Source organism: Pelagicoccus mobilis (genome assembly GCF_016595505.1).
In the GTDB taxonomy this organism is placed as follows: Bacteria; Verrucomicrobiota; Verrucomicrobiia; order Opitutales; family Opitutaceae; genus Pelagicoccus; species Pelagicoccus mobilis.
In genome coordinates, this window is sequence record NZ_JAENIL010000034.1 from 25791 (window position 1) to 47040 (window position 21250).

Here is a 21250-nt window from a genome sequence, read left to right on the forward strand (position 1 = left end):
CACTACTTGGGGTTCAGGTGGCTCAAAGCGTTATTTTTCGGTAAACTGAGCTCCATTGAACACGATGGGGAGGTCATTAGGAATGTCTGTTGCCGCAAGAAAATCTATTTCAACTTACTTTGAGGAACTAGGAGCCAAGGAAGTTTCTCGTTTGCTTAACTGGGAGTACGAACGCTTGTGTTCGGTGTCTCCCGAAGAGATGGCTGGATCTTTCCAAGGCTTTCTAGAAGCGTGCTTTGGAAAAGAATGCGCCTCGGTTGAGAAGGGGGAGTGGGAGCTTTTCCGCAAGTGGCATGCTTCGACAAGCGAAGACGAAAACCTGACTGCGATCTTCCGTAGTTTTGAGCGTCAGGTTGAGGAAAGTGTAGAGTTTTTCTTTATGGATCTCGCCTCGGCCTCAGAAACTTGTTCGGGCGACTTTTTCAATGACGACACGCACGACAGTTTTTACTTGGCGGCCCGTGAGGTGAACTCTCTTGGTTTACGGATCCAGCTGGAATTTCTGCGGGACAATGCACCTTCGATTTACAGCAAGTTCCTGGATATGGCGGGCTTGAAATTCATTTTGCCCAAAAACTGTTCGAACCGTGTTTCGATCGAGGTCGCTTCGAGTTGAGGAGAAAGCAATCGATCAGCACGCTTGCTATTTGTGTGGCTTAAAGTGCTCCGCGATTGGCTCGGTGCGCACGATGGCGTCTTCTACGCCAACTCGTTTTTGGTAGGCGGATGGCGTCTCTCCGAAATGCTTTTTGAAGAGGCGGTTGAAATTTGAGAGGTTGCTGAAACCGGCTTCGAACGCGACTTCGGTAATCGCTTTGTCACTGTCCAGCAACTTGCGCGTAGCATGGCTAAGGCGAAGTTCGATCAGGTAATTCTGGAAGGTTTTCCGCATCTCTCGTCGGAAGAAGCGGCTGAAGGATTGCGGGTGTAGGCAAGCGAGCTCGGCGACTTCATTCATCTCGATGGGGCTCGAGTAGTTGTCCTCGATATAGTCGAGAACGCGTTTAAGTCGTTCGGTTTTGGTCGCATTGAGGCTCGATTGGTAGCCGATACTGGCGAGAGGTTCAGCGTTCTTCGCGTTCGCAAGCGTATCCAGAAGTTCTACAAAAAGAAGCAGCCGCTTGGGGCCCTCCGTTTCGAGGATGGCTTCCATCTGCGACTGAATGGTGACCCCTCGTTTGGCTGAGAAGAGCAGTCCACGATCCGCCCGCTTGAGAAGCTCGCTTATGTTCCTGCATTCGGGGAGCTCGAAGAGCGGAAGCTTCTCCGGCGAGAACTGAATGTAGAGAGTGTGGCTGTGCTCGTTGCTTATTCTCCAACCTTGGTAGAGGTGGGGAAGGTTTGGCCCGAGCAAAACGAGATCGCCCGGTTCGAAGTTCCTCATGTGATCGCCGATCACGCGATGCCCGCGGCCGGAAACGACGAGTGTGATTTCGTACTCCGGGTGCCAGTGGTAAGGGCAATTCAGATGGTCTGCAGTGTTTGAAGCACAGATAAATGAGTGGTTCGAGCGGTAGCGGACGTCTTCGAAAAACACCTTCATTTGGCACTACGTAAGCCTGAATGGCGAATGGGTCGAGTTGAAAGGGTCATCAAAGTATCAGATAAAGCTCGCTGAGCGGTAGCGGGAATTGATGTGAGGTGCTAGGTTGTAGGGCAGAGTCCGAGCGATCGGGTCAATCCAACCGTGCCAACCAAAACCAATCCGATGAAGCCCCTTAGCATCTTAATTTTGATTGCTCTTATGCAGACGTTGTTTGGAAACGAAGAGACGAATTCACAGGGAGAGAGTTTCCTGTCCCAGGTCGATCAGGTGCAGACAAGTGTCGTGGATGACGGAGACATGCTCGGCTTCTTTGATCGGAAAAGAGAGCCGCTTCCGCATGCGATGCGGAATTTGCCAGCGGGGAGCAGCAAGCCGAAGGGCTGGTTGCGTGAGTTGATGGCTCAGGACCTACAAGATGGAATTGTAGGGGCGCTCGGAGAGTTGTATCCGGGGATCAAAGCGGACGACCTTTATCGGACGGCACGCAGAGGAGGGATGGAGGACATCCCCGAAATGGGAGATCTCGTCCTGACCGGTGAGCCGTGGGAAAAGTCGATCATGTGGTGGAATGCCGAGACCATTGGGAATTGGTGGGATGGATACATACGCCACGCTTTCATGGTCGAAGATGAGGCTGCAATGGCACGCAGCAGAGCGATCGTGAACAATCTTTTGGCTTCTCAAGGTGAGGATGGATACATCGGCATCTACAAGGAGAACCTCCGCTACCAGCACACCGGTTCGAATGGTGAGCTCTGGGCTCAGACCACAGCGTTTCGTACGCTTCTTGGGTTTTACGAGATCACTGGTGAGACCCGAGTGCTCGAAGCGGTTGAAAACGCAATGGCTGTCACGATGCGTCACTACAGCGAGGATGCACGTAACCCCTTCGAACTAGAAAATGAGTTTGGTGGCGTGACACACGGTCTCATGCTTACCGATGTGTGCGACACCTTGTTTCGGATTACTGGCAAGGAACAGTATCGCGAGTATTCGGTTTTTCTCTACAAGTCGTACTCACGGTTTTCGACCAACAGGGCGTTTAACGATCTCCGATATCCGTTTTTGCTGGAGCGCGATGAACCTTTTACCGCCCATGCCGTTCACACCTACGAGCACCTACGAAGTGTTCTTGATGCGTACTATGCGACTGGTTATCCAGAGCTGGAAAAGGCCTTCGATAATGCGATGCACAAACTCGAGTTGTGCATGTTGCCAAGTGGTGCTGGACATGGAAACGAGTGGATTGCCGGGCTAGATGCAGATCCCGACGTCACCTCGACAGAGTTTTGCGCCATGCTTGAACTCAGGAACTTCTTTACCTCTGCCGCCCAGAAAACGGGAGATATGAGTTATGCGGATCGAGCGGAGAAGCTGACCTACAATGCAATGCTGGGAACGCGCAATGAGGAAGGAACCGCGATCACCTACGGCAAGCCGGATAATTGCTGCGTTCTAGACGGGCATCATCACGGAGATCACGAACCGTCTCCGGATTCGCGATACAAATACTCGCCGACGCACTCTGACCCTGCAGTTTGCTGCGTCCCCAACTACACCCGCAACTTTAGTTACTTTCTTGATTCAATGTGGATGAAAAGGGGAGTGGGTCTCGCTGCGGTCATGTATGGGCCATCGACGCTCGCTACAAAAGTAACGGGAGCTGACGTGACGATTGAGCAGGAAACGAACTACCCGTTCTCCGATGAGATTGTCTTTACTCTGAAGCTCTCTGAGGCCCGTGCCTTCCCTCTTTATTTCCGAGTCCCGCAGTGGGCGCAAACGATGGATGTCGATGCCAAGGGCGCAAAACAGGTTCGTGAAGGGGAATTTCTCAAGGTTACCAAAACCTGGAAGAGCGGAGAGCGGATCCGTCTCAGGTTTGGACATGAGGTGGAGCGAATCCCCTTTCAAAATGGCGAATCCTATTTGCAGCGTGGCCCCCTCGTATTCGCCTATTCAATACCCCATCGCGAAGATGTGCAAAAGACCTACAAGCTGGACGGCTTCACCGACTATTATTGCTACCCCGAGGATCGCAGTTGCGAAATCTTGGGAATGGGTGACGGACAGGAGAAGACCTTCCGTTTTGTTCCGTCGAAGCTAGGGGATGATGAAGCAGGCTCAGTGCTGAGTTCCTTGCCCCGGTTGGATGGCCAGCTGACTGATGTGGAAAAAGAGGAGGCCATCGATGTGTCTCTCGTTCCAATGGCGGGCACCGTGTTGAGAAAAGTGACCTTTTGATTAGTATCTAACCCCACTTCTGAATCTATTATGAAACGAATCGTGCTGTTTCCTAGAGTTCTACTTTTGTTGCTCACCTTGGGTACGGTGAACGCTGCTGAACGTCTCCCTCATATCGTCTTGCTTATCGGCGACGATCACGGATTTCCCTACTTCGGGTTTATGGGAGACGAGCATGTGGTGACTCCTGCCATGGACACTCTTGCTGAGGGGGGGCTGCTCTTTACCGAAGCCCATGTGACGACGCCTTATTGTCGTCCGTCTTTGCGCTCCATGATCACCGGTCTTCATCCAGTGACCTATGTCCAGAGAAAGAACCAGATCGTAAAGGAGCGGCGAGAAATGGATCCCGACTGGGGATCTCTGAACAAGACTGAGAAGCAGATGTGGAAAGCGGTGGAGACTGCGAATGCTATGAAGTCTTTCGATACTCTCCCAAAGTTGCTTAGAGAAAAGGGGTACGTTAGCTGGCAAGGTGGAAAGTGGTGGGAAAACGGATACGACAGCGGTCACTTCGATGAAGGTATGACCGACGGTTGGGATATGAAGAAATTCGGAACCGACGACTTTTTCCATGAAATGATGGGATCGGACGGGACGGAGTTGGGACGTACAACCATGGCTCCGCTCTTCGACTTCATCGATCGCCAGCAGGATAAGCCGATGTTCATTTGGTACGGGCCGATGCTGCCTCACACTCCGTATGATGCTCCTGACAAGTTCAAAAAGTTCTACGAACACAAAGATATCTCGGAGTCGGCCAAGCAGTACTACAGCAACATCACTTGGTGGGATGACGGTGTAAGCCAGCTGATGGACTACATGGGAGAGCGAGACCTGCTGGAGAACACTCTTTTCATTTACCTGAGCGACAACGGTTGGGAGCAGGATGCCGACGTCGAGTATTGGTACGAAGGAGTGACTGTGTATAATGATTCCAAATACTCCACTGGAGGGTTTCAGGGGAAAGGCGGGAATTACGACAGCTCCTATCGAACTCCGTTGATTTTTTACTGGAAGGACAAAATCCACGGGACTGTGAATCAGTCGAGTCTGGTTTCGAGTTTGGATCTGGTCCCGACTATTTTGGATATCGTCGGTCTCGAGAATCCTGAAGAATTGCCCGGTCGTTCTCTCAAACCGCTTCTGCGGGGTGACTCCTACGACGAGCGTACGGAGCTTATTGGATACACAGATAACCAACGCTCGGAGACTTCGGTGATGGGCGAGATCGCGGAGAAGTATTATGTGCGGACGCACCGTTGGCACTTTATGTATTCGGCGACTTCGGGAGAGAAAGAACTCTACGATGTTACCGTAGACTATCAAGCGAAGCGGAATCTCGTGGAAGACTATGACCACCTGGTGCCCGGCTTTATGGAGAAGGTCGAAGCCTGGAGGGCGGAGATGGGAATGGACGGACGTGTAGCAATTGCCGAGTAGGAGTCCTAGAGTTATGAAGATTTTTCTAAAAGGCCTGTTGGCTGTTTTGATTGTGGATGCGGCTTCGGCCCAGACTGCGTTTGAAGATCCTCCAGCGTGGGCGAAGGAGGTGGTCTGGTATCAGATCTTTGCCGAGCGCTTTCGGAATGGAGATCCGACAAACGATCCTACCGCTGAAGACATCGAGGTTGGCTATCCCGGCTTTGTGCCGGAAGGCTGGGCGGTGACGCCTTGGGGGCAGGAGTGGTATAAGCCCGACTCCTGGTTCGCCAATGCGAAAGGGCGAGTCGATATGGCTGGGGATCGGATGGATTACTTTGGTCAGATCCAACGCTTGCGTCGCTACGGAGGTGATTTGCAAGGTGTGTTGGACAAGCTCGACTACCTGCAAGATCTCGGCGTCACAGCGATCTACTTCAATCCGCTCAATGACGCTCCTTCTTACCACAAATACGACGCCCGTTATTGGCGGCATATAGATCGAAACTTCGGACCTGACCCCAAAGGCGATGTGGAAATCATGAATCGTGAGCGTGGTGATGATCCGGATACTTGGGAGTTTACGAGCGCGGATCGCATGTTCCTTGAAGTGATCCGGCAGTGCCATGAGCGCGGGATGAAGGTCGTACTCGACTACTCTTGGAACCATACCGGTAATGATTTCTGGGCTTGGAACGACTTGGTGGAGAAGCAGCTCGATTCTGAGTTTGCAGACTGGTACTGGGTCAAAAAATGGGATGATCCGAAAACACCAGCTAACGAGTTCGAGTATGCAGGTTGGTTTGGAGTGAGAGATCTCCCTGAAGTCAGAGAAACTGAATACGTTGATCACTCACATGGATTCGAATTCTATGAGGGCGATCTTTACAGTCCAGCGGTCAAGGAACACATCTTTGAGGTTACACGTCGTTGGCTTGATCCGAATGGTGATGGCGATCCCTCGGACGGCGTTGATGGATTCCGCTTGGATGTTTGTGCGGAGCTGCCTCTTGGATTTTGGCGGGAGTACCGCAAGGTGGTTCGAGATGTGAACGCGGACGCTTTGTTGATCGGCGAAACCTGGTGGGAACTTTACCCGGATACGATGATGGATCCGGAGCCACAATTGCGGGGCGATGTATTCGACTCGGTGATGAACTATCGCTGGTACCGGAGCGTGCGGGATCTGATGAAGAATCACCCGGATGACAATTTTACGGTGTCCGAATTTGTAGCTCTACAGCAGGGCTTCATCGGTAACCTACGCGAAGGGAATGCCTATGCGATGATGAACTTAACGGCGAGCCATGATACGCCGCGATTCATGACTTCGATTTTCAACAAGAAGAATCGGAACAAGGTAGATGTGGGGCCGACAGAGACAAATGATTACAAGATCCACGCTCCGGACGCGGAAGCGTTTGAGACCGCTAAGCTCCTGCTCATGCAGCAGTTCACCTATATCGGTGCCCCGCATATCTACATGGGAGATGAGATGGGTATGTGGTCAGCGGACTATATCCGTCGACCAGTCGTGTGGGAGGATATTGAATACGAAACGGAACGGATTCATCCTTTCGGGCGAGAGCGCACGGTAGACCCGGTTGCAGTTAATGCAGAGTGGCGTGAGCTTTATCGCCAATTGGCCCAATTCAGAAATGAGAATTCCGTTTTGGCTACCGGTGGAATCGAATACGTGCTCGTCGACGACGAGCGGGAATTGCTAGCCTACAAGCGATTCGATGAAACGGATGAGATCTGGGTTGCGTTCAATCTCAGCGAACGAAGTCAGGAAATCGTGCTCTCTGTGAAGGCGGATTCCATGTACTTTGATCCTTTGAATGATCGATCGTATGAAAGCGATTCTCGAGGGAGCTTGCGTTTAGAGCTAACTCCTCGGACCGCTATCGTTCTCGCTCCGAAAGGGTGATGAGTCTGTAGACTCCGCTGCCACCCCCTCAATTGTGGCGGTTGGGACAACGGCCGCTACCTTTGGGAGCCTGTTCAATAGTAGAGCCTATTTGCGGATGAAGTAACGAGTCCTTGGTTTCTATGTGTGGCTTTAGCCACACATAAGGGTTGACATGTCCTGAGAAAGAGAATCTCTCTTTCTCAATAAAGTGTGGTATAAGCCACAGTTAATCGAAAATGACATCGTTAACGAAGAAAGAACTCGAGATCATGAAGGTCCTCTGGGAGGGGTCGGAGTTGAAGCCGGCGGAGATACAGGAACTGGTCCCGGGTGGCGTTGGAAACGCGGCTTTGCGTTCGTTGCTCTTGGTGCTTCTGGAAAAAGGGCATGTGCAACGTGAGAAACGTGGAAAGGCCTTCTATTATCGGGCGACTACATCGCGTGCCGGTGTATTTCATTCGATGATACGCCAAATTGCCAATGTGTTTTCTGGGGGGTCGCCCCGGCGCCTGATGGCTCAGTTGGTGGAAAACGAGGATCTTTCCGCGGAGGATGTCAAAGAGCTCAAGCGTCTGCTAAGCGATAAGGAAGTGGAGAAGTAGGTCGTGAGTTCATTGCTGCGTTTCATCGAATCTGGATCAGTATCCAGCTGGCTCCTTCTCCTAACGTTAACGATGGCTGTTTTACGCGTAGGGTGGCAAATCGTGAGGGCTCAAGGATCCAATTATCGGCTGCTCTATTGCAAAGCCGCTTTGCTTACAGTGACTCTATTTCTGCCGGTATTTGTCATCGGAGTTTTAAAGGCTCCAGCTCCGGTATCATCGGAAAGGTTTGTAGAGCGTTTCTCTTCTCTGGAAACGAGCGAGAAGGTGCCGCCGAGCATTGCTTGGTTTCCACGTTGGTTGGAAGACGAGGAATGGGGAAAAGTGTCTCCGGTGAATCTGTTGGCGCAGGTTGTATTGGGGAGCTGCGTGTTGGGGGCGGTTGTATTCACATTTCAATGGGCCCGCGATCAGATGGCTTTAAACGGGCTATTGAGAGAGGCGCGACCTGCGGATGCACGAGTCAAGCGAATCGTGGTTGAGCTTGGGCAAGGGCTTGCCTTGCGGGATCCGGTGGAATTGTTGGTGATTTCTAGGCAAGTCTCTCCTTTCGCATGTGGGTGGTTTAGAAAGAAGATCGTGATAGATGAGACTGCGGCGCGTTCGTGGGAGGAGAACGAACTGCGAATGGCTCTTGCTCACGAGTTGGCGCATGTTCATTCGAACGATGTAATCTGGCAGCAGTTGGCTGGACTTTTGAGTTCGATTTTGTGGTTCCACCCGCTGGCTTGGGGGGTGCGGAATCAGTACATGAGGCTGACTGAGCGTGTGAGCGACGAGGTGGCGATGTTCGTTTCCGAGGAGGAATCTGCCTATGCTCGTCTGCTAGCCAAAGCGGCTTTGGGATATAGCTGCCATCAAAAGTTGAATACGGTAAGCTCGTTTCGAGGGACTTGCAGTGTTCGCCAACGTATCGCCGCGCTTAGCGTGCCAGCTAAAAACCCGCTGGCCGTGAGCAAGGGGATTCGCCTTGGGCTGTTCTTTAGTTCGGTGGCGCTTGTAGCAGGTCTTGCGTCTAGTCCGGCGTTGCTTGAAGCGACTGGCGAGGGAGGTGAGCGGTTTGTTTTTGAGGAGGTGCTGCGGGATTTGAGCAGCGATCAATGGAGAACGCGTGAGCACGCGGCCTTGAGTTTGGCTAAGCTCGAACATTTCGAATCGGAAGCCTTGGCGCCTTTGATGGCTTGTCTGGCAGATGATGAGTGGGCGATCAGAAAGGCTGCCGCGATGGCGATTGCTAAGATCGGTCCAGAAGGTCGAATAGCTGCTGGGGAATTGACTCGGCTCTTAGGGGACAGCGAGTGGCAGGTTCGCCAGGCTTCCGCCTTTGCTCTCGCCTCAGTTGGGGCGTCGCTTGAAGAAGTGCCAGCCTTGGTTGGCGCTCTTGAGGATGATGAATGGCATGTTCGAAAACCGGCTGCTATCGCCCTCGGCAGGATTGGGGCGGAAGCGGTTTCAGCTTTGCCAAATTTGGTGGCAGCGACAGAGGACCCGGAATGGTTTGTTCGCAAAGCAGCAATTGAAGCGGTTTGCTTGGTGGGCTCCGAGTCTTCGGAAGTTCGTTCTGTTCTTTTAAGTTCTTTATACGACGTGGAGGGACCTGTTCGTTTAGTCGCTGCGAAATATCTTCTGCGGATGGAGGGTGAACCGCTTCATTCGCAGAGCGAGGCGATTGAGCGGATAACCTCGGAGGATCCGGTCGAAATAGCGATCGGTCGTGATGCGATTCTCGAAAACGCATCCAGATAGTAACTACAATTTAAATTGACCTATGAGAAGGAGCTTGTGGATAACTGCGTCCTTAGGGACGCTTGTACTTGGACTTATTTCGTGTCTGCCGGTGGCGAGTGCTGCGGTATCGCAACGGATCGAGGTGAGCGATGTCGCTGACGAGCGCAGGGCCTTGGTTGCGACGGCTGATGAAACGCGGACATTTACCTGGTGGCTGCCGACGGATGCGGATTCGTACGTGCTGCCAATCGCCGCGGGGATAGAGGTAGATTCGGACGATACCGAGATGATGGGCTTGTTGGAGCGGCGCTCGCCTTGGCATTTGAAGGAGCTTCCGGTGCTGGGAGCTCGTTATGGCGATCGCATGCTGGTCGCGATTGCTCCTTGGCCTCACTACGCAGATCTCGTTTTTGAAGGAGGGAACGTTGGAGTGGAGTTTCGTTTTCCGAAGGATCGAAACAACGTTACGCCTTGCGAACTTGTTGTGCAATGGGTGGAGCCGGATCCTATCGCCCCGGCGAGAGCGTTCCGGGCTTGGAGAGACGAGGCTGAGGACATCGGGGGCTTGGGTCGGTTGAGGAGTTTGACGCAGAAGATAGACGAGTTCCAGAAGGTTGACCGCTTGTTGGGTGCTCCTCACTTCTACCTTTGGGGACCAGCGATGTTCAGCAAGCATGACGTGCCGCGTTCCAAGTGGGTGCCGCTGGCAAAAGCGCTCAACGGAGCGTCAGAAAGCAGTTTTCGAGGAAAGCTTAGAGCTCAGTTTAGCGATGAACAGAGGAGCGCGTTGGCTGAGTTGGCCGGGTCCGATTGGCCAGCCAATTATCTGCTGCCGCTTGTTGCAGGAGGCATGGAGGCGGCTTTGAGAAGCCGTGACTTGGCGAATTTGCCCGCTACTGCGACAGATGCGGAAGTTGTATCCAAAAATCGAGATGCAATAGCTAAAGACTTGGAATCATTTGTCAGAAACAAGAATAGGTGGGGGGATGGACTGTCTACTGTTCTGCTTGACGAACTCAAGGGTGCTGGGATCGAGCATGCGGTGCTGACTTTGAGCGACCTTTATGGGGCTGCTGTTCGACCCGACGTAAGTGCTCATGCGGAAGAGCTTGAGTATTTGATTGGTCCCTACGATTCGTACCACTCGGTTCATTCCCCCGATGCGGGGCCCGATGATACTTGGGAAACGGCCCAGTTCGACGAGCATGCCTTTGTAGCCGGTCGGGTGGTAAAGGAAGCCGGGCGTCGGCAAGGTGGATTTAAGGGGAGGGGATATCATTTCTCGCCGGAGGCGGCTTGGCCTTATGTCCAGGATCGTGTTGGGCGCGTGCTTTCGAACAATGGCTATTCCTCGTGGTTCATTGATTGCGATGCGACAGCCGAGTGTTTCGACGATTACAACCCGCTTCATCCGGCGACCCGTGTAGATGATATGAACGTTCGCCGCGATCGGTTGCGGTGGTTGGAGAAGGAGAAGCAATTGGTTGTGGGGAGCGAAGGGGGCTCTTCGCTCTACACGGACGTGATCCATTTCGGTCATGGAGTGCACACGCCTTACATCGGGCACTTGTTCAAAGGATTTAGAGACCGAGAAGGCGAGTTCTACTTGGGTCGCCATTGGCCTCCGGATATGCCGGAGCAATCGTTCAAGGCGATCAATGCCCCGCAGGAGTTGCTGTCGCCTTATTTCGATCCGAGCGTTCGTGTGCCTCTTTATCAGGCGGCGGTTGGGGACGAGCTTGTTACGACTCATCATTGGAGTTTCGATTCCTTGAAGTTCTCCAATATTAAAGGGACGCGAGCTTTGTTGGAAATTCTCTACCGGGTGCCTCCCATGTATCACTTGAACCGCGAATCGTGGGAGACGCGGAAGGGGGCCATCTTGCACCATGTGGCGTTTTGGTCGCCGTTGCATGCTGCTGTGGCTGAAGCTCCTTTGGTTAGGTTTGAGCGATTGAGCGAAGATGGTCTTGTCCAAAGGGCGACCTATGCTACTCGGGAGGGTGACGTGGTTGTGACTGTGAACTTTGGAGAAAAACGTTGGAAAGCCTACCCGGAACAATCCGCCACAGTGGTGGGAGTTGATGCGCTTGAAGGCGAAGTGTATCGAGTCTTTGGGGACTGACTTAAAGGGGGGGCGGGAAATAGGTGTTGCGTAGTATTCTGCGACCTAAGTTCCAAAAGGTATGCCTAATCGTTGATATTAGAGCGTTCGAAACCTCGAGTGACAGAATTCAACGTGTTCGAATGGGCGGAGATACACCTGATGCAGTGAAAGGCGCTGAGGTGGTTTTCTGCTTCCTGAGCACAGGATTTCACTTATGAGAAAACAATTTCCGAACGACTTTCTTTGGGGTACGGCTACCTCTTCATTTCAAATTGAGGGGGCGGCTTCTCCTGAGGAGAGGGGCGAAAGCATCTGGGATCGCCTTTGCGCAACGCCTGGCAAGGTCGCCAATGGAGCGACGGGTGAGGTCGCATGCGATCACGTGAACCGCTATAAAGAGGATGTGGCTTTGATGAAATCCCTCGGCGTTAAGTCGTACCGCTTTTCGCTTTCATGGCCGCGTCTGTTCCCGGAATGCGATAAGTCCGCCAATACGAAAGGGTTGGACTTCTACAATCGTTTGATCGACGAGCTCCTGGTGGCTGGTATTGAGCCTGCGATTACGCTTTTCCATTGGGACCTTCCGCAACGTCTCGAGGACGAGTTTGGTGGTTGGACGAGTCGAGAGGTCGCCAAACGCCTTGGAGACTTTGGAGCATGGGCCGGGAAGCAATTTGGCGATCGTGCGAAGCGTTTTTTCACTACCAACGAGTTCTATTGTTTTACCGAGCGCGGTTACGGGATTGGCGAATTTGCGCCGGGCCGAGTCGAATCGGACAAGGTTCGAAATCAGGCTCGGCACAATGGTTTGCTGGGGCACGGTTACGCCTTGCAGGGGCTGCGAGCTTGCGGTCACAAGATTGAGGCTGGCGTGGTCGATAACGTGATTACTCATGTTCCGGTCATCGAGACGGAGGAAAACATCGCGGCTGCTCGTGAAGCGTTTCGCCACGAGAACGCCCCATACATGACAGCTGTCATGGAAGGCCGCTACATCGAGAGCTATGTGGAGAGTCAGGGCGATGCTATGCCTGAGGTTCAAGATGGAGACTTTGACATCATCTCGGCTCCGATGGACTTCATTGGCTATAACCTTTACACAGGGGAGTATGTGCAAGCCTGTGACAACAAGCTAGGCTATGAAGTCCTGGAAATGCCGGAAGGCTATCCAACGATGAAAGCCCCTTGGATAAAGATCCTCCCTTCGGTTATGTATTGGTCTGCTCGTTACACGAAAGAGTGCTGGAGCGATCGGCCGATCTATATCGCCGAAAATGGTTGTGGACAGCACGATGTCATGAACGGCCATGCCAAGGTTATGGATGTGGATCGTGTATTCTACCTTCGCGAGTACCTCTCGCACATGCATCGAGCGATTGATGAAGGCTACAATATTGGTGGTTATTATCTGTGGAGCTTGATGGACAATTTCGAATGGTGCGATGGCTATGACACCCGATTCGGGATGGTCTACACTGATTTCGAAAATCAGACACGCACGCCGAAGCTGAGTGCGGAATTCTACAGCGAAGTGATTCGCGGTAATGCTTTGGTTTAGGGGGGCTTTTGTGTTGGCTAGCTCCCTCTAGGGGCAGGGTTCAATCTCTTCTTAAACGTTCCTTTGGTAATTGGGCCTCTTGAAATCTATTTTGTAAGGTTGCAAAATAGATTTCAAAGCTTCGAGCTCTTCTGGAATGGACTGGTTGAGGGCAGGCTTGTTTTCGTCGCCTTGCTCATCGAGTGTTGTCTTACTCGGTACGCGATTTGTTGGTTCGCTTCGCAGTCGGATACGGGCTAGGCAATGGGGGCAAAGTCTAGCGAATTTGGCTACGGGCGTTTCGTTGGGTTGAAAGCAGGTTTCTGGGTGCAGTGCTCTCGTTAGGGAGACAAGGATGGTATTCGAAGCCAATTGACTGCCTTGAAGTGAGACTCATTATATGAAAGACACGTCCTCGTGTCGTGTGGATGTTTAGTACTTGTTAGTGGCAAACGGCCTTGTGTCGCGTGTACTTTGTTTGGAATCGCGGCACAAGGCCGCTTCCCACAGAAACTACAATGTGAGAGATAATGTAGGATGTTTGTCTCACGCCGTACTAGGTCTAGATCGATGCCTTCGCTCTCTGAGCTATGACGGTTGCGGTAACGGTCGTGGGCTTTGCTTTTTGGTCTTGTTGGGCTGAGATTTGGAGGTCCGGAGCAAGCGCTCGGGCTCTACCTTGGGAGAATGCTATTTTGCGTAAGCTCCTACGTCTTGGTGGGGGAATGTATCCAATGTATGGAGGCGTTTGAGCTTTTTGCTTTGGAAAACTCCTTTTCGGTAATTGCGGAGTTCGGTGTTTCCTTGGGCGAAGTCGGGATGTTTCTTGGCGAGCTCTTCAAGGCTGTAGAAATCGAGCCAGTTGGCGGTCTCGTCGCCTGGACTCCAGAGGATCATTGATTCTTCGTCGAGCGGTGGGTTGCGGACGAAGATGTTGTTGTCGAGCTCTGCGAGCTGGGGAGTCGTGAGCTTATCTCGAAGAACTGGGCTTTGATGGAGTAGGAGAAGGCGACGCGTGTAGTCTTCATCGGAATACAGTAGGTTGTTTCGAACGATTTGGCCTTCGCGTTTGTCGTAGTCGGGGCCGGATGTGACGTGCCAACCGAAGTGATCGGCTTCCATTCCACGGTCGTCGCGTTCTATGCTTAGAGTCGCGTTGGCGAAGGTGTTTTGCTCGATGGTGACGTCAGAACTGTTTTGAACAGCAGCTCCAACCTTGCAGTTTAGGAATACGTTTCTGCGTAGTGTGGCGGTCTTAGATATTTCAAAAAAGAATCCTTTGCGCACGTTTTCGAACCAGTTGTTTTCTATAAGTCCTTCGATGTTCCCGACATCGTACCATATGCCCGCGGAATCAGGGTGGTCGATGATGAGGTTGTCTCGGCAGATGGCCCGGTAACATTGGTTGAAGATTTTTACTGCAGCCGGGTAGTAGCCGGTTATTCCCTCGATGTTGTTTCGGCGAACTATATTCTTTTCGAGTAGCACGTCGGCAGAAGAAATGACGTAGAGACCTTCGGTGCTGGTGTCGCTGACTAGGCAGTTGCGGATAATGAGATTGTCTCCGTAGAAATAGCCAGCGACTCGTGAACAATAGGTGATCTCGCAATGTTCGATGGTAGTACCAGTTACATTCTTTCCGTATTCACTTTCCGGTAGATGAGCCTCGGCGAAAACGCCTTCCACTTCTAGTGCTCTGTAAGCGTATTGAGTGAACACGATTCCAGAGATTGTTGGACCGATGCCGTCGGATGGCAAATCGCCAATGGGGCCATCAACTCTCACGAGAGCGCTGTCGTGAGCGGTAATCTCCATCAGTGTACTATTAGGGTCGAATCCGACGTAGACATAGTTCTGAGCGTAGTCGATGTAGTATGACGTTTCATCCTTGATCGCTCCCGCCCAACCAACGGGTTTGAGAAGGGCTCCGTCACGGAACACCATGTCGTTGTTGAAGAGGTATTTGGGTGTGAATGCTGCCTCGTTTTCGCGTTGCCACCAATCGGCTGGTTCGGCGGGGAAGAGTGATTCCCATTTCGTGCGCCAAAGCTCGCCTGCGACTTTTTCCCAGTTTTTCGCGATCTGCGTACCTTTGATTATTGGGCGTTCATCGGCGTAGGGTTGGATGGTGATCCCTTGGTTGAAGCTGAGGCTGCCGGTGCGGTATTCTCCTCCTCGCAGAATGATAGAGTCTCCCGTGCGGGCGAGTGAGAGGGCGTTTTTGAGAGTGGTGGGTGACTCTTGATTAAAGCCTTTAGAAGTAGCGCTACCATTTGGGGAGACGTGGAATACACTTCCAGATTCGGGTATCGCATAGCTTTGCTGGATAGGGCCGTAGGGACCGCCGCTTGGTTGCGAACTTAAGGGGCTCTGAGAAGCGAATGCCGCGAGCGTTGTTAGAAGGAGAGTGAAGAGCTTTTTGCTAACTTGCATGGGAAAATTCTTGCCGAGGATTTTGTGCTTATGGGCTGACGGTGATCGAACTGTAGGGATGGTAACGCAGCAGGACGTTGTTGCCAAGTTTCAGGGCGTCATTGATGGATTCCACAGAGGACCAGTTTTCACCGTCGAGAGAGGCTTCGATGTGGATCTGGATGTCGGATAGTTGCTCCTCGGTTCTGTTTCCACCGCTAGGATCAAGTTGGAGGCTCGCTCTTTGAGGACGCAGAGTGGGTGGGCTGTTGAGTGGCTCTTGAGTGGAAGGGCTGCGCGCGTAAAGGTATTCGAAGATATTGGACATGTTGTCTTCATCCGGATCCCGGAAGTCGTTAGCTGGCGGAATGTTATTATTCTTTTTCCATTGCTCGTAGGGGCCGAGGAGAGACTGAGCTTCAGAGGTCAGTTTGAAGTCGTCGAACCAGAATTCCCCAACGTTGAATGACACGTTTAGCTCTAGGCGGGTATTGCTGTCCGAGGCCTCTTGATGTTGGTAGTTGAGAGTGTAATTCTCCCATTGTTCAGTGAGCTCGATTGTTTGAGTCTCGTAAGGAGTAAAACTGCCCCAGTCGCGTGCGATTTTTACGTCTACGCGGGCGGTTGTGTTGGCTCTCGCCTTAAAGCTGATTTGGTAGACGTCTCCGGTGGTGATACTTATTCCGCCTTGTCCAAACTGAAATGGCCAACCTTCGGGCGATGAGGAAGTGACTGTGGCCTTCACCTCGCCATTGGCGAATGAGAGACTGCCTGCAGATTGGCTGTCGTCGATCCAGTGATACCAAGAATCGGCAGCCTTGGAGATGTCTCCGTTTTCGAGAATATCACCTGGATTTGTGAAGCGGGCATCAAAGGCAAGGGGGCGATTGACTGTAATCGGTATCCGGTAATTGGGGGCAGCTTGCTCTCCGGAAAAATCAGCTAAGCGCATGCCGACCTCGGGCTCTATGTGAAGTGTGATTTCGTCGCCTTCATCGTAGCTGTCCTTTTCAGGATCGATTCGCAGTCTACCTGGACCCTCGCTTGAGAGATCGATCGAGTAAGGTCCAGCCGGTTTGCGTTGATAGATGCGAACGTAGTCGACCAGCATCTGAACAGGGAATATCGAGTCGTCGATACCCTCTTGCCCACCCCAGTCGCCGCCGATCGCTATATTCAGAAGCAAGTAATGGGGGAGGTCGAAGGGCCATTCCGCGGTTGTCGCATTGGCGTCTTTTGTGAAAGTGAAATAGACACTCTCATCGACGCTGAGGGTTATCTTGTCTGGTTCCCATTCGAGGGTGTAGTTGTGCATTGCCTCCGTAATGTCTGGCACCGTGATCTTCCCTCCTTTGGCAGTATCGTCAGCGTGGTTGTAGGTGTCGGTGTGAACGGTGCCCCATGCGGTGGTCGTGTCGAAACCGACGTACTCCAAAATGTCGATTTCGCCACAGAGGGGCCAACCTACTTCATCAATGTTTGAACCGAGCATCCAAAGGGCTGGCCAGAGGCCGCGTCCCGCTGGCATTTGAGCCCGAATCTCTACTCGACCGTATGTCCAATCAGCGAGGCCTTTGGTGGTGAGGCTAGCGGAAGTGTAATCAGCGTTCACCCAATCTTCTTTGCGAGCTTCGATTATGAGGTGCCCGTTTTCCACTCGGGCGTTTTCTGTGCGAGCGACTGTGTAGAACTGAGCCTCATTGTTGCGTATGAGTCCGTTTTCGTACGTCCACCAACGGCTATCGGGCGCTCCGTCTCTCTCAAACTCGTCATGCCAGACGAGTTGCCACTCGCCCACCTCTACGGAGGTATCTGGATTTAGGATACTGGAGGCTGATGAATGCTGAAAACAGGATGCGACTGCGATAATGGGGAGGGCGATTGATTTGATCGATTTCATGGCATAAAGCGGAGTAGTGACCTTCAAGGATTGTGGAATTTGAGGATGGTCGAAGCAATCGGTGCGAGTGGGACGAATTTGCCAATCGATGAACAGCCGTTACCTTTTTTGAGACTTCGGCTTTCGTTTTGGAGGAAAGCTGTTTTGCTTAAGGCGAGCTAATAAGAGATGACACGCGTAACAGTAAGAATGGTAGCCGAGAAGGCGGGGGTCAGTGTATCCACCGCATCGCTCGCGCTGCGTAATGACCCGCGTGTTTCCGAAGATACGAGGCTACGCGTTGACGAGGTAGCTCACATGCTCGGCTACTATCCTCACCCGCTTCTTGGTTCTATGATGCAAGATGTCAGAAGCGGAAAGAAGGAGCGTCAGAAGCTATCGATTGTTTATTTGGACAATCTGAAGGAGGAGGGGCGCTGGAAGGAAGTGGCTTCATATGCCGCTACGTTTGAGGGAGCCCGCAGACGTGCGGAGCAGCTCGGTTATGATTTCGATTTGATTTGGGCCCGTGCTCCGAAACTGAGTTCAAAGCGGCTGTCAGATATCCTTTGGAATCGCGGTGTCGATGGGATTATCCTTGGCCCTAGCGAAGAGCCGCATCTATCGATCGATTTGGATTGGGACCGTTTTTCTACTGTGGCGATTTCGTACGATGTGGTAGGGGGGCCATTTCACCGTGTGACCAATAACCATTATTTGAGTATTCGTCTCGCCGTCGAGGTAGCGAAGCAGTTGGGCTATCGCCGGATTGGTATCTTCCTCGAGCAGCATCAGAATGAGCGGGTAAACAACGTTTATTCAAACTACATGGCTGCCTACAACAGTAAGGTAGACGAAGCGAACAGGGTTGAACCGTGTTTTCTAGATGGATACACGAAGAAGGATCTTTTCCAATGGTTGGAGAGCGAAAAGCCGGATTTAGTCCTAGGTTTAAGCCGCTTTATTTACGAATGGATGGTTGAAGGCGGAGTTCGCGTGCCAAAGGATGTCGGATTCGCCTTGCTCGATCGGCAGCCGATAGACGAGGTGTGCTGCGGAGTGGATCAAAGAACTGAATACATTGGCCAGTCGGCGGTGGATTTGGTTACCACTCTTCTGCGAACTTATCAGAAGGGGGTTGCTGAAGTGCCCTTGCATCTATTGTCAGAAGGTCGCTGGCATCAGGGGGGGACGATGGTTTACCCGCCCGATTTTCAGGCCCCGCTTTCAGTTCGTACCTAGCGAGTACTTGCCGTTAGTTAGAACTGAAAAGACGACGATAGCTAGTCGGGGGGATGCCCTCGGCTTTTTTGAAGGTTCGGATGAAGTAGGAGGGGCTGCTGAATCCGCATTTCCATGAGATAACGGATACATCTTCCATGGTGCTAGTGAGGAAGCTGCGAGCTCTTTGAAGACGCAGCTCGCGGATGTAAGCGATGATAGGCTTTCCTGTTTGTATGCTGAATAGCCGAGAAAGGTACGAAGGCGAGCGATGGAGTTCCTTGGCTAGATGCTTGACTGAAAGGGCTGGGTCTAGGATCTGTTCGCTGATTCTTCGTTTGCAGAGGGCGATTAGTTGGGAATCGGTCTGTTTACGTTTCAGGGATAGCTGGCGCCAGGTTTGCCAGACGTGCGCGACCAAAGCACGGAGAAAGGCTTGAGAGGTCAGTGCTGCGGATGGGTCGCCTGTAGGGATCGAGCTGATTTGCTCGAGCAAGTCGAGAGCTAGCGATGTCTGAGGGTTGTGTAGATTGAGAGCCCAGTCGCGTTGTTGGTCTGCGACTACTCTGAGGTCGTAGTCAGTTCGAGAGACTCGAATGAGAAGAGCTCGGCTGTTGGAGGTGTTGGATATTTGGATGTCCTCCCAAGAGCTGAGGGGGAGGGCTGCATTCACACTGGGGGAGATTTGTATCGTCGTATCCGATGATATGAGACGGGTTTCACCGTCCAAAGCGATGGCGAGTAGGGATGAGTTCTCAGGCTTTATTTCTCCGATAGCGACCTCTGTCAGCTTGTTGAACAGGATGGGACCAGCGTGTAAGGCTTGTTCGAATAGCTCGTTTAGCGAGCTTTGTTCGGAGGCCTCGAGTAGTTGGATGTTTCTAGGTGATGTAGAAGGGGCGAGCATTGGAGAGTGGGGAAGGCAAGACGGTCGCAACTGTCTCAGCCTGTGGCCATGCCGCTGAGATCGAACACGTTGAATTGAATCTTCGATTTGTTTGAATATCGCGCGTTTGTGCTAGGAAAGAGCGCTTTCGTGCTAAATTAAATGATCGTCCGAAAGGGGCGCTTTGACTATGCGTCGGGGTTTAGTTAACTCCTTAGACTTTGCCCTGTTCTTGTTTCGCTATGAGGAAATTCCTATCTCTTACGATGATTCTAACTGCTCTGACTTCGTTAAGCCACGCTGGTGATTCGCTTTCGATTAGTGAGGATGGCAGGTACTTTGAGGATGAAAAAGGGGATACGTTCTTTTGGTTGGGCGACACCGCCTGGGAGCTTTTCCATCGTTTGTCTTATGAGGAATCCGAACTCTACTTGAAGACGCGAAAGGAGCAGGGATTCAATGTCGTGCAAGCGGTTGTTTTGGCAGAGCTCAAGGGCTTGGACGTACCGAATGCGAATGGAGATTTGCCCTTGATCGACAAGGATCCAGCTCGCCCCAACGAAGCCTATTTTCAGCATGTGGACCGTGTGGTCGATTTGGCGAATTCCTTGGGGATTCGCATGGCTTTGCTGCCGATGTGGGGAGATAAGTGGAACTTGAAGTGGGGTGTTGGGCCGGAAGTATTCACACCCGAAAACGCGGAGACTTATGGTCTTTTCTTGGGGGCTCGCTATGCGGATCGAAACGTAATCTGGGTGCTGGGTGGCGACCGTAATCCTGAAGAGCCGGAGGATAGCGCGATTACGCGGGCTCTAGCGAAAGGGATAGAGTCAGGGGACGGAGGTCGTCATCTCATGACCTATCATCCACAGGGTGGATACAGTTCCTCGGACTTTTTCCAGGAGGATACGTGGCTCGATTTTCACATGTTTCAGAGTGGCCATGCTCCTAGTATCTTTCCGAATTTTAAGAAAACGGAGTCGGACCGCGCCCTTTTGCCCGTGCGTCCTGTTTTGGATGCCGAGCCGATGTACGAGGATCATCCGATCGATTGGAAACCTGAGAAGGGATGGTATGACGAGTTTGAATGCCGCCGGGCGGCTTATTGGTCTGTTCTGAAGGGAGCAGCGGGACACACCTACGGAAACCACAATATCTGGCAAATGTGGCAGCCGGGGCGTGACCCAATCTCGGCAGCCAGAACCCCTTGGCGGGAGGCATTGCGTTGGCCGGGAGCGTTTCAAGCGGGCTACATGAAGAACTTCTTCGAGTCGTTCGAGTGGTGGTCGTTGTCTCCTGTTGCTAGCGAATTAGTCGTTGGTCCCGCTGAGGAAGAGAAGACAGTAGTGGCGGCAGCTACTGAAGGGCTTGAGCTCGTTGTCGCATATACTCCCTTCGGAAACGACTTTTCGTTGAATTTAGACTGGCGAGAAGGTTCCTTGTATTCGTTGAGTTGGTACAACCCTCAGGATGGTCAGCGTGTCTTTGCTGATCCCGTAAAAATTAAGGGTGGTTCCCTTGCTCTTGTCGTCCCAGGAAATGAGATTCGGGGCAATGACTGGGTCGCTGTGTTGGAGCGGCAGTAGGTAGGTTCTTTTTGTTAAGGGACTTAGGTCTGGGGGTAGTCCTTCGACCGTGATGTTTGGGAGCGGATGCTGTTCCCTTGATGGGTAAAAAATGTGTTTTCCCCATCGGTATCGAACGCTTTTCAACGTGTTCGATAGTGGTCGAGTCGAATCTTTCGCTTATTGATG

General features: G+C 52.2%; 14 protein-coding genes. 10 read left to right on the forward strand and 4 right to left on the reverse strand.

Annotation, left to right across the window (positions count from 1 at the left end):
• The first annotated feature begins 82 nt into the window (after window positions 1–82).
• Window positions 83–616 (forward strand): hypothetical protein, encoded by a 534-nt coding sequence (locus JIN87_RS17645; protein ID WP_200356921.1) that lies wholly within the window; start codon window positions 83–85, stop codon window positions 614–616.
• A gap of 27 nt (window positions 617–643) precedes the next feature.
• Here JIN87_RS17645 and JIN87_RS17650 read toward each other — a convergent pair whose 3' ends face one another.
• Window positions 644–1543, reverse strand: coding sequence for a helix-turn-helix domain-containing protein (locus JIN87_RS17650; protein ID WP_200356922.1), 900 nt, complete (start codon window positions 1541–1543; stop codon window positions 644–646).
• A gap of 165 nt (window positions 1544–1708) precedes the next feature.
• Here JIN87_RS17650 and JIN87_RS17655 point away from each other — a divergent pair, with 165 nt between their 5' ends.
• The 7 genes from JIN87_RS17655 to JIN87_RS17685 all read left to right on the forward strand — a co-directional run bounded on the left by JIN87_RS17655 (window position 1709) and on the right by JIN87_RS17685 (window position 13119).
• Window positions 1709–3790, forward strand: a complete 2082-nt coding sequence (locus tag JIN87_RS17655) for a beta-L-arabinofuranosidase domain-containing protein (RefSeq protein ID WP_200356923.1) — start codon at window positions 1709–1711, stop codon at window positions 3788–3790.
• 30 nt (window positions 3791–3820) lie between these two features.
• Window positions 3821–5233, forward strand: a complete 1413-nt coding sequence (locus tag JIN87_RS17660) for a sulfatase family protein (RefSeq protein ID WP_200356924.1) — start codon at window positions 3821–3823, stop codon at window positions 5231–5233.
• A 13-nt stretch (window positions 5234–5246) separates the two neighbouring features.
• Entirely contained in the window at window positions 5247–7142 is a 1896-nt protein-coding gene (locus JIN87_RS17665) for an alpha-amylase family glycosyl hydrolase (RefSeq protein ID WP_200356925.1), read from the forward strand.
• A gap of 218 nt (window positions 7143–7360) precedes the next feature.
• Window positions 7361–7726, forward strand: a complete 366-nt coding sequence (locus JIN87_RS17670; RefSeq protein ID WP_200356926.1) for a BlaI/MecI/CopY family transcriptional regulator — start codon at window positions 7361–7363, stop codon at window positions 7724–7726.
• A gap of 72 nt (window positions 7727–7798) precedes the next feature.
• Window positions 7799–9472 carry a HEAT repeat domain-containing protein gene (locus JIN87_RS17675; RefSeq protein ID WP_200356927.1) on the forward strand — a complete coding sequence of 558 codons (1674 nt, stop codon included), beginning with the start codon at window positions 7799–7801 and terminating at the stop codon, window positions 9470–9472.
• 22 nt (window positions 9473–9494) lie between these two features.
• Entirely contained in the window at window positions 9495–11579 is a 2085-nt protein-coding gene (locus JIN87_RS17680) for a glycoside hydrolase (protein WP_200356928.1), read from the forward strand.
• Between the two features lie 196 nt (window positions 11580–11775).
• On the forward strand, window positions 11776–13119 hold the full coding sequence (locus JIN87_RS17685) for a GH1 family beta-glucosidase (RefSeq protein WP_200356929.1): 1344 nt from the start codon (window positions 11776–11778) through the stop codon (window positions 13117–13119).
• A 669-nt stretch (window positions 13120–13788) separates the two neighbouring features.
• Here JIN87_RS17685 and JIN87_RS17690 read toward each other — a convergent pair.
• Window positions 13789–15531, reverse strand: coding sequence for a right-handed parallel beta-helix repeat-containing protein (locus tag JIN87_RS17690; RefSeq protein ID WP_200356930.1), 1743 nt, complete (start codon window positions 15529–15531; stop codon window positions 13789–13791).
• Window positions 15532–15559: 28 nt separating this feature from the next.
• A complete protein-coding gene (locus tag JIN87_RS17695) occupies window positions 15560–17410 on the reverse strand; it encodes a family 16 glycosylhydrolase (protein WP_200356931.1) in 1851 nt (616 codons plus the stop codon).
• Between the two features lie 168 nt (window positions 17411–17578).
• Between JIN87_RS17695 and JIN87_RS17700 the strand changes: the two genes are divergently transcribed.
• On the forward strand, window positions 17579–18631 hold the full coding sequence (locus JIN87_RS17700) for a LacI family DNA-binding transcriptional regulator (RefSeq protein ID WP_200356932.1): 1053 nt from the start codon (window positions 17579–17581) through the stop codon (window positions 18629–18631).
• Between the two features lie 13 nt (window positions 18632–18644).
• On the opposite strand, the gene JIN87_RS17705 is transcribed toward JIN87_RS17700, so the two are convergent.
• Window positions 18645–19517, reverse strand: a complete 873-nt coding sequence (locus tag JIN87_RS17705; RefSeq protein WP_200356933.1) for a helix-turn-helix domain-containing protein — start codon at window positions 19515–19517, stop codon at window positions 18645–18647.
• A gap of 221 nt (window positions 19518–19738) precedes the next feature.
• Here JIN87_RS17705 and JIN87_RS17710 point away from each other — a divergent pair, with 221 nt between their 5' ends.
• Complete coding sequence (locus JIN87_RS17710; protein ID WP_200356934.1) at window positions 19739–21082, forward strand: glycoside hydrolase family 140 protein; 1344 nt, start codon at window positions 19739–19741, stop codon at window positions 21080–21082.
• Window positions 21083–21250: the final 168 nt, after the last annotated feature.